This window comes from Nocardioides sp. (assembly GCF_030655615.1).
Classification (GTDB): domain Bacteria; phylum Actinomycetota; class Actinomycetes; order Propionibacteriales; family Nocardioidaceae; genus Nocardioides.
Genome location: NZ_JAURVJ010000053.1, coordinates 1 through 8,988 on the forward strand (window position 1 = coordinate 1; position 8,988 = coordinate 8,988).

Annotated in this window: 9 protein-coding genes; 2 read left to right on the plus strand and 7 right to left on the minus strand. The window is 74.1% G+C overall.

Annotated elements, in window-relative coordinates; translation table 11 throughout:
- Nucleotides 1-52 precede the first annotated feature (52 nt).
- Nucleotides 53-646: a DUF998 domain-containing protein gene (locus Q7T52_RS04675; RefSeq protein WP_304799869.1), complete on the minus strand. Its 594-nt coding sequence runs from the start codon at nt 644-646 to the stop codon at nt 53-55.
- 131 nt (nt 647-777) lie between these two features.
- Here Q7T52_RS04675 and Q7T52_RS04680 point away from each other — a divergent pair, with 131 nt between their 5' ends.
- Nucleotides 778-2,847, plus strand: coding sequence for an MMPL family transporter (locus tag Q7T52_RS04680; RefSeq protein ID WP_304799885.1), 2,070 nt, complete (start codon nt 778-780; stop codon nt 2,845-2,847).
- On the opposite strand, the gene Q7T52_RS04685 is transcribed toward Q7T52_RS04680, so the two are convergent.
- Nucleotides 2,834-3,265, minus strand: coding sequence for a hypothetical protein (locus Q7T52_RS04685; RefSeq protein WP_304799871.1), 432 nt, complete (start codon nt 3,263-3,265; stop codon nt 2,834-2,836). The two genes, Q7T52_RS04680 and Q7T52_RS04685, sit on opposite strands and share 14 nt — an antisense overlap.
- A gap of 46 nt (nt 3,266-3,311) precedes the next feature.
- Between Q7T52_RS04685 and Q7T52_RS04690 the strand changes: the two genes are divergently transcribed.
- Entirely contained in the window at nt 3,312-4,412 is a 1,101-nt protein-coding gene (locus tag Q7T52_RS04690; protein ID WP_304799873.1) for a GNAT family N-acetyltransferase, read from the plus strand.
- On the opposite strand, the gene Q7T52_RS04695 is transcribed toward Q7T52_RS04690, so the two are convergent.
- From Q7T52_RS04695 to Q7T52_RS04715, 5 genes are all read right to left on the minus strand, one after another.
- Nucleotides 4,394-5,668, minus strand: a complete 1,275-nt coding sequence (locus tag Q7T52_RS04695) for a threonine--tRNA ligase (RefSeq protein WP_304799875.1) — start codon at nt 5,666-5,668, stop codon at nt 4,394-4,396. The two genes, Q7T52_RS04690 and Q7T52_RS04695, sit on opposite strands and share 19 nt — an antisense overlap.
- 272 nt (nt 5,669-5,940) lie before the next feature.
- Nucleotides 5,941-6,261, minus strand: coding sequence for an AzlD domain-containing protein (locus Q7T52_RS04700; protein WP_304799877.1), 321 nt, complete (start codon nt 6,259-6,261; stop codon nt 5,941-5,943).
- Entirely contained in the window at nt 6,258-6,965 is a 708-nt protein-coding gene (locus tag Q7T52_RS04705) for an AzlC family ABC transporter permease (RefSeq protein WP_304799879.1), read from the minus strand. The genes Q7T52_RS04700 and Q7T52_RS04705 overlap by 4 nt, the downstream gene beginning before the upstream one ends.
- Before the next feature lie 294 nt (nt 6,966-7,259).
- A complete protein-coding gene (locus Q7T52_RS04710) occupies nt 7,260-8,156 on the minus strand; it encodes an alpha/beta fold hydrolase (RefSeq protein ID WP_304799881.1) in 897 nt (298 codons plus the stop codon).
- A gap of 64 nt (nt 8,157-8,220) precedes the next feature.
- Nucleotides 8,221-8,988 (minus strand): replicative DNA helicase (locus tag Q7T52_RS04715; protein ID WP_304799883.1); only part of this gene is annotated, 768 nt, incomplete at its 5' end.

The following is an 8,988-nucleotide window of genomic DNA, read 5'->3' on the forward strand; positions in this document are numbered from 1 at the left end:
GCGAGCAGCGCGGCGGTGAGGGCGGTGGTCAGGGCCAGGCCGAGGAAGCGGGTCACTCCTCGACGGTAGGCGCTACACGGCGTTCACGTACCGTCGGTACGGTGTGTTTCCCACCACGCACCCGCACCGCCACCAGGGCCAGGGCGGCCAGCACCGGCCACAGCGCGAGCCGCTCGAGCGCCCCGCTGCCGGCGCCCCCGTCGACGAGGACGAACCCGATCGCGCCCACCGCGGTGAGGAGGCCGCCGGCCAGCAGGGCCCGCGAGCGCAGCACCCGGGACAGCACCAGCAGGGCGATCGGCTGGGCCACGAAGAGCGGCGTCGCGGCCAGCGTGTGGAGGCCGGCGTCCTGGTCGACGGGCGCGAGCCCGACCGCCACCGAGCTGACGCCCGCGACCACGAGCAGCACCGTCGACAGCCGCCCGATCCGTGGCGCCAGCAGCAGCGCCCCGAGCGCGAGCAGGATCCCGAACCCGACGAACGAGCCGTTCATCAGGGCGTGCCGCGGCGAGCAGTACGCCGCGTCGCAACCGGTCGCCCCGAGGTCGCTCACGGTGTCGTCGACGAAGCTGTAGCCCCCGGTCGTCGCGGCCGCGGTGACGACCTCCGCGGCGACGTACGCCGGGCGCACCAGCCAGAGCGCCACGCCCCACCTCGTCCGCCGGTCCACCCCGCGAGCATGACCTACTCACCACGGGTGCGTCGGCTGCAGCGCGACCGACCGAGGACCTTGGGGGTGTGGTGGCGGCCCGCCGGGTCCGGTGGGGTCGGCCCGTGATGGGACGGTTCACCGACGTGGTGCTGCGGCACCGGCGCCTGGTCGCGCTCTTCTGGGTGGTCGTGGCGGTCACCGGCGGCGTGCTCGCCCCGACGACGGTCGACCGGCTGAGCTATGAGTTCTCGCTGCCGGGCCAGCCGGCCTACGAGACCAACGTCGACATCGACGAGCAGTTCGGCGGGGGCGGCACGACCGACCCGCTCGCGCTGGTGGTGACCGGCCCCGACGCGCAGCAGCAGGCGGTCGCGCTCGCGCGCACCGTCGAGCAGACCGTCGACGGCACCCGCACCGTGACCGCCGACGACCCCGGCGCCGAGTCGCTCACCGGCGAGGGCGGCGAGGTGTCGGTCGTCGTGGTCTATCCGCGCGTCACGCCCGGTCCCGAGCCCTACGCCGAGGCGCAGCCGCGGCTCGAGGGCCTCGTCGAGGAGGCGCGGGCCAGCGGGACCGAGGTCGAGCTGACCGGGTTCCTGCTGCTCGCCGAGGGCGGGGCCGAGGGCGACCGCAGCGTGCTCGTCGAGGTGGCCTTCGGCGCGGTCGGCGCGCTGGTGGTGCTGGCGCTGGTGTTCGGGTCGCTGCTGGCCGGCGTACCGCTCCTGGTCGCGGCGGTCTCGATCCTCGGCACCTACCTGGCCCTGCTCGGGCTGACCGGTGTCACCGACGTGTCGTTCGTCGTGCAGTACCTCGTCGCGCTGATCGGGCTCGGCGTCGCGATCGACTACTCGCTGCTCATCGTCACGCGCTGGCGCGAGGAGCGGGCGGCCGGGCGTGACAACGACGACGCCGTGCGGGTCGCGATGCGCACGGCCGGCGAGTCGGTGCTGTTCAGCGGCGTCACCGTCGCGGTGTCGCTGGCCGCGCTGGTCCTGGTGCCGCTGCCGTTCCTGCGCTCGATCGGCCTCGGCGGGCTGCTCATCCCGCTGCTGAGCGTGGCCACGTCGCTGACGCTGGTGCCGGCGCTGCTCAGCGCGTTCGGGCCCCGGCTGACCTGGCCGCGGCGCAAGCCCTCCGACGGCCGGTCGCGCTTCTGGGCGCGCGTCGCGACGGTCGTCGTACGCCGGCGCTGGCTGACCATCGTCGGCTCCGGTGCGTTGCTGCTCGCCCTGGCCGCGCCCGTCGTCACGCTCACCCTCGGCTCGCCCCAGCTCGACGGGCTCGCGTCCGACGCCCCCGCCTCCCGCGCCGCGACCACCGCGATCGACGACGGCGTGCCGGCCGGGGTGCTGCGCCCGGTCGAGGTCGTCGTCCCCGAGTCCGACGTGCAGACGGTCGCCGACGAGGTCCGCGGCCTCCAGGGCGTCGGCGCGGTCGCCGTACCCGCCGCCGACGGCTGGACCGCCGACGGCCGGTCGCTGCTCCAGGTCTGGCTCACCGACGACCCCGCCAGCGACGGCGGCCGCGACGCCCTCGACCGCGTCCGCACCGCGGTCGGCACGGACCGCGTCGGCGGCAGCCCGGCCGAGGACGCCGACTTCGTCTCGGCCGTCTACGGCAACGTCGTCTGGGTCGTGCTCGGCGTGGTCGTCGTGACGTTCCTGCTGCTGGCCCGGGCGCTGCGGTCGTTCTGGCTGCCGGTCAAGGCGCTGGTGCTCAACGTGCTGTCGATCGGGGCGGCCTACGGCGTCACCGTGCTGGTCTGGCAGGAGGGCTTCGGCTCCGAGCTGCTCTTCGGCCAGCCGGCGACCGGCGTCATCACGACGTGGGTGCCGATCGCGGCGTTCTCGTTCCTGTTCGGGCTGTCGATGGACTACGAGGTGTTCATCCTGTCCCGGATGCGCGAGGCGTACGACGACCACGGCGACACCCCGCGTGCGGTCGTCGACGGCATCGCGCACACCGGGCGGCTCGTCACGTCGGCCGCACTGATCCTGTTCCTGGCGTTCGTCGCGCTGTCGACCGTGCCGGCGGTCGAGGTAAAGATCCTCGCCACCACGCTCGCGCTCGGCATCGTCATCGACGCCGTCGTCGTGCGCGGGCTCCTGGCGCCGGCGCTCGTCGCCGTCCTGGGGCGGGCCAACTGGACCCTGCCCGACCGGCTCGCGCGGGCGCTGCGGGTCAGGCGACCTTGATCCGGATCTTCCCGACCTGGGGGCCGAAGGTGCACGCGTCGCCGAACGTCGGCTTCAGCGTCTTGTCGCACCCCAGCCAGCCGTTCTGGAATCCGGCCCGGCCGCCCTGCACGTAGATGCCGAAGGTGTCGTCGCTCGACGTCACCGTCATCGTGAAGCGGCCGTCGCGGTTGGTCAGGTCGGCGGCGAGGAAGTCGGTGTCGTTGCCGTCGAACGTCGACACGCGCACGTTGCGCACGGGCCGGCCGTTGCCAAAGCGGACCACGCGGCCCGTCACGGTGTAGACCGTCGGCCGGGCCGAGGACACGCTGTGGGAGGCGGCGGTCGACGCCGCGTCGGCGTGGGTCGGGACGCCGGTCAGGGCGAGGGCGGGCAGGACGACGAGGGCAGCGGCGAGCGCTCGGGAGCATCGGGTCACGGGAATCATGCTCGCTTCGGAGCCGGTCGCTCGCCATAGTGCGTTCGTGCCATTCCCCGCCGACGTCCCGACCCTCACCGACGGCGTCGTCACCCTGCGCGCCCACCGCCCGTCCGACGCGCCGCGGGTGGTCGAGCAGTGCGCCGACCCCCTGACCCAGCGGTGGACGACGGTGCCGTCGCCCTACGACGACGCGGCGGCCGCGGCGTTCCTCGGCGACGTGGTGCCCTACGCCTGGGCGAGCGCGACGGCGGCGTACTTCGCGATCGAGCACGACGGCCGGTTCGCCGGCACGATCGACCTCCGGTCCACCGGGGTCGGCGAGGCCGAGGTCGGCTTCGGGCTGCACCCCGACGCCCGTGGTCGAGGGGTCGCGCGGCGGGCGCTGACCCTCGCCCTCGACTGGGGGTACGCCGAGCGCGACCTCGCCGTCGTGACCTGGCGGGCCCAGGTGGGCAACTGGGCGTCGCGGCGGGCAGCGTGGTCGGTGGGCTTCGCGTTCGGCCCGACCGTGCCGGGGATGCTCGACCAGCGGGGCGAGCGACGCGACGCGTGGATCGGGTGGCTGACGCGCACCGACGACCGAGGGCCGCGCACCCGGTGGCTCTCGCCCCCGGCGCTCGAGGGCGGCGGGGTGCGGCTGCGGCCCTGGCGTGACACCGACGGCGACCGGCTCGTCGAGGCGGCACTCGACCCGGTGCTGCGCGCCGCCCTTCCCCGCGCACCCCTCCCCCGCACGGCCGACGAGGTCGCCGGCTACCTGCTGCGCGTCGGGCTCGGCGCGGCCAACGGCGACCGGGTCGCCTGGTGCGTGGCCGACGCCGCCACCGACGTGGCGCTGGGCAACGCGGCGGTCTTCGGGTTCGAGGACGGCTCCGCCGAGGTGGGGTTCTGGTCGCACCCGGCCGGCCGCGGGCGCGGCGCGATGACCGCGGCGCTCGGGCTCGTGACCGCGCACGCCCTGGCCGGCGCCGAGGCCGACGGGCTCGGCGTACGACGGCTGGACCTGCTGACGGCGGCGACCAACCGGGGTGCGCGCGGGCTGGCCGAGCGAGCCGGCTTCACCCTCGTCGGCGTCGAGCGCGCGACCTCGCCGACGCGCGACGGCGACTGGGACGACACCGCGCGCTACGAGCTGCTGGGCTGAGCGACGACGGCCTCGCGACGGCCGTGCGCGCCGGCCATCCGCTCGACCAGCTCGCCGGCCGGCGCGACGTGGACGAGGTCCTGGCCGACGTCGCGCACCTGCACGGCTCCAGCCGACGCCTCGCGCTCGCCGACCACGCCGATCAGGTGGTCGCGCCGCTGACGAGCCGCCCGGATCCGGGCGCCGAGGGACCCGTCGTGGGCGACTTCGACGCGCAGTCCCCGGGCGCGGGCGCCGTCGGCCAGGGCACGCGCGGCCGCGTCCTGCTCGGGGTGGACCGGCAGCACCACGAGCTGGACCGGGGCCAGCCAGAACGGCAAGCGGCCGGCGTACCGCTCCAGGAGCGCAGCGACGACGCGCTCCATCGAGCCGACCGCGCCGCGGTGGATCATCACCGGGCGGTGCCGCCCGCCGTCGGCGCCGACGTAGGACAGGTCGAGCCGCTCGGGCTGGTTGAAGTCGAGCTGGACGGTGGCGATGGTCTCCTCGTGGCCGCGGCCGTCCGAGACCTGCAGGTCGAGCTTGGGTCCGTAGAACGCGGCCTCGCCGACGCCGTCGACGAGCGGCAGGTCGTGGTCGGCCAGCACGGCGTACGCCGCCGCGCGGAGGTCCTCCTGCGCGAGCGACCACTGCTCGGCGCTGCCCAGCCACCCACCGGAGTCGTCGCGCAGGGAGAGCCGGACGTGGTCGACCGGGAGCCCCAGCGCGGCCTGGGCGGCGAGCGCGGAGCGCAGCCCGCGGGCGGCCTCGTCGGCGACCTGGTCGGGTCGGCAGAAGACGTGGGTGTCGTCGAGGTTGATCTGCCGCACCCGGCTCAGCCCCGACACGACCCCGGACCGCTCGGCCCGGAACATCGGCGCCAGCTCGTTGAGCCGGATCGGCAGCTCGCGGTAGGAGTGCGGCTCTGCGGCGTAGACGAGCGCGTGGTGGGGGCAGTTGGCGGGGCGGAGGAACAGGTCCTCGTCGGGCGCCTCGCCCATCGCGAGCGGCGGGAACATGTCGTCGGCGAACTTGGCGAGGTGGCCCGACCGCTCGAACAGCCCCCGCTTGGCGAGCACCGGGGTGTGCACGTCGATGCAGCCGTCGGCGTGGGCGAGGTCCTTGGCGAGCCGGGCGACCTCGTCGAAGACCGCGGCGCCGGCGGGCAGCCACAACGGCAGGCCGGGCCCGACGAGCGGGTCGCCGGCGAAGACGGCGAGGTCGCGGTTGAGGTCGCGGTGGTCGAGGTGGTCGGGACGGTCGGGGCGGTCGGTCACGGGGGCTCCTGGGTGGTGGGCCGGAACACCCTGGGAGCAGCACGGCCCCGGAGTGGCTCCGGGGCTCGGGGTGCTGGGTCAGGTCAGCAGCGGGTCGCCGGAGGACCCGGCGTGGTGACGTGCTGGCTGACCATGCACCGACCGTAGGCCGCCCACCACCACCTCGGCCACCGACTTTCCCCGAGACGCTGACCCGTCAGCAACTGCCGACGGGTCGATCACACACTGACCCTGACCCGTCAGCAGCTGCTGACGGGTCAGCGTGGGTGGGGCTAGAAGAAGGCGCGGAGGAGGGCGGTGAGGCCGACCGCGACGGCGGCGCTGAGCACCAGCGGCACCCGGCAGACCAGCAGCAGTGCACCGGCCGCGACCCCGACGGTGTCGGCGCCGACGGTGTAGCGCTGCTCGTCGGAGAAGACCGCGGTCGCGACCAGGGCGGCGAGCAGGGCGGGCGCCATCATCGCGATCACGCCGGTGGCCCAGCGGGGAAGCTCACGCCCGCCGACGATTGCCGGGCCGGCGGCCTTCATCAGCGTGGCCATCGTGACGAGCGCGATGATGAGCACCCAGACCTGGCCCTCGCTCAGCCTCATGCCGGCTCCTGCTCGGGTGCGCCAGCGTCGGGCGCGTCCGGGGCGACGCCGAGGCCGATGAGCGCAGCGGCGGCCGCGACCAGGACCGGCACGCCGGGCGCGGTGAACGGCACCAGCGCCAGGGCGAGGACAGCACCGAGCGCCGCCGCCACCCGGGCGCGCGGCCGGCCCAGCTCGGCGAGCAGGATCCCGACGAAGAAGGTCGGGAAGAGCGCGTCGAGGCCGTAGCGCTCGACGTCGCCGAGGAGGTCGCCGGCCAGGGCGCCGACGATGGTGCCGGCCAGCCACGCGACGTACTGCGGGATCGTCGTGCCGAACAGCAGCATCCGGTCGAAGGTGCCGTCACCCTTGTTGGCCAGGGCCCACGACGCGTCGACCACCGCCTGCCCCTCGACCGCGCGCCGCAGTGGGCCGCCGGGCAACGACGGAGCGAAGGCGATCCCCATCGCGAGGAACCGCGAGTGCATCAGGGTCGCGGCGGTCAGTGCGGCCGGGATGGCGCCGCCGGCCGACACGATGGTCAGCGCCGCGAACTGCGCCGACCCGCCGAACACCAGGGCCGACGTGACGATCGCCTGCAGCGTGGTGAACCCCGCCTGCACCGCGAGCACGCCGAACGACAGCGACAGCACGCCGCTGACCGCGCCGTAGGGGAGGCCGAGCCGGATCCCGCGCCGGAACACGGCACGGCTGTCGGCATCCACCCCCCGAGGCTAGGGGCCCACCCGGTCGACCAGGACCGCGCCTCCGGGTGAGGCCGGACGGCTAGTCGTCGGCGCAGTCGCAGGTGACCTTCTTGAGCCACCAGCCGTCACGGACGACCTGCTCGTGGCTGCAGCGCAGGCCGTGCCAGTCGTGACCGCAGTCGTCGCACGCCATGGACCGCTCCTTCCGGACAGGTGGTCACCTGCCCAAGTGGACAGGTACCCGCCGAGGGTACGAAGGATGCGGCGGCGCCCGTTAGGACGACGGTCACAGCCGGCCCGGGTCGGGCACGGTCAGGCGTCGAGGACCGCGTGGAGCCGCGCGGCGAACGCGTCGGGCTCGCCGGTCTGGCCGTACTCGCCGCCGAGGAACCCGCCGTGGTCGCCGGGGAACACGGTGAGCTCGCGGCCGAGCGCCTCCGCGATCGACCGGCCGCCGCGGACCGCCATCTCGTCGTGCGAGCCGGCACCGCCGGCGACGACGAGCCGGTCGCCGAGGACGGCGAGCGCGTCGAGGTCGGGCTGGTAGCGGTTGCAGCCCGGGAAGTTGCGCATCAACGGGTCGGTGCGGGTGCCGTCGTCGTCGGCGCTCATCCCGAACTGGGCCGGGTCGGGCGCCGGGCGGTCGAGGTAGTCGTCGGTGACCTCGCCGCTGTGCATCACCAGCGCGATGAACTTGGCCATCGCCGGCCCCTGCCCGGACGTCTCGTAGGTCGCCTTGACGTCGGCGCACGCTGCGAGGAGGTGGTCCCGGTCGGGCAGCAGCATCGCGGTGGGCGGCTCGTGGGCGACCACCCGGCGTACGACGTCGGGGTGGGTCTCGACGAGCCGGAGGATGTTGACCGCGCCGCCGCTGCTGGCGAAGACGTCGACCGGTCCGGCGCCCTGCTCAGCCAGGGCCGCGATCACGGCGGCGATGTCGGACGCGTGCTCGTCGGCGGTGATCGGCGCGGTGTCGGTCGGGTTGCGGGCGGCACCGCGCGGGTCGTAGGTCACCACGGGGCGGTCGGTGAAGTGGCTCGCCAGCGTCGCGAACCCGCTGGCGTCCATGGGCGAGCCGAGCAGGAAGAGGGCGGGCCGCTCGGGGGTGGCCGTGCCGAGGTCGCCGTGGACGTCGTAGGTCACGGCGGCCGCGCCCTCGCCGACGGTCGCGGTGCGGACGGGGACGGTGGGTGGACTGGTCTCGGTCATGGCAGGGAGACCCCCCGCCTCGTCGGAACTCATCGCCCCTGTCGAGGGCAGCCGGGCAGGTCCCTCAGTGCGCCATGTCGACGAAGCGCGAGTAGTGGCCCTGGAAGGCCACCGTGATGTCGCGGGTGGCGCCGTTGCGGTGCTTGACGACGAGCAGGTCGGCCTCGCCGGGGCGGGTCGACTCCTTCTCGTAGACGTCGTCACGGTGCAGCAGGATCACCATGTCGGCGTCCTGCTCCAGGGACCCCGACTCGCGCAGGTCGCTCATCATCGGGCGCTTGTCGCCGCGCTGCTCCGGCCCGCGGTTCAGCTGCGAGAGAGCGATGATCGGGATCTCGAGCTCCTTGGCCAGGAGCTTGATCTGGCGGGAGAACTCCGAGACCTCGAGCTGGCGGGACTCGACCTTGCGGCCCGAGCTCATCAGCTGCATGTAGTCGATGACGATGAGCTTGAGGTCGTGGCGCTGCTTGAGGCGGCGTGCCTTGGCCCGGATCTCCATCATCGTCATGTTGGGGCTGTCGTCGATGAACATCGGCGCCGACGAGACCTTGCCCATGTGGCGGGCGAGCTTGTCCCAGTCGCCCTCCTGCATGTTGCCGTTGCGGATGTGGTTGAGCGGGATCTTGGCCTCGGCCGACAGCAGCCGCATCGTGATCTCGGAGCGCGTCATCTCGAGGCTGAAGAAGCAGCTGGTCAGGTTGTTGGCGATCGATGCCGACCGGCAGAGGTCGAGGGCGAAGGTCGATTTCCCCATGGCGGGCCTCGCCGCGACGATGATCATCTGGCCGGAGTGGAGACCGTTGGTGAGGTCGTCGAGGTCGGCGAACCCGGT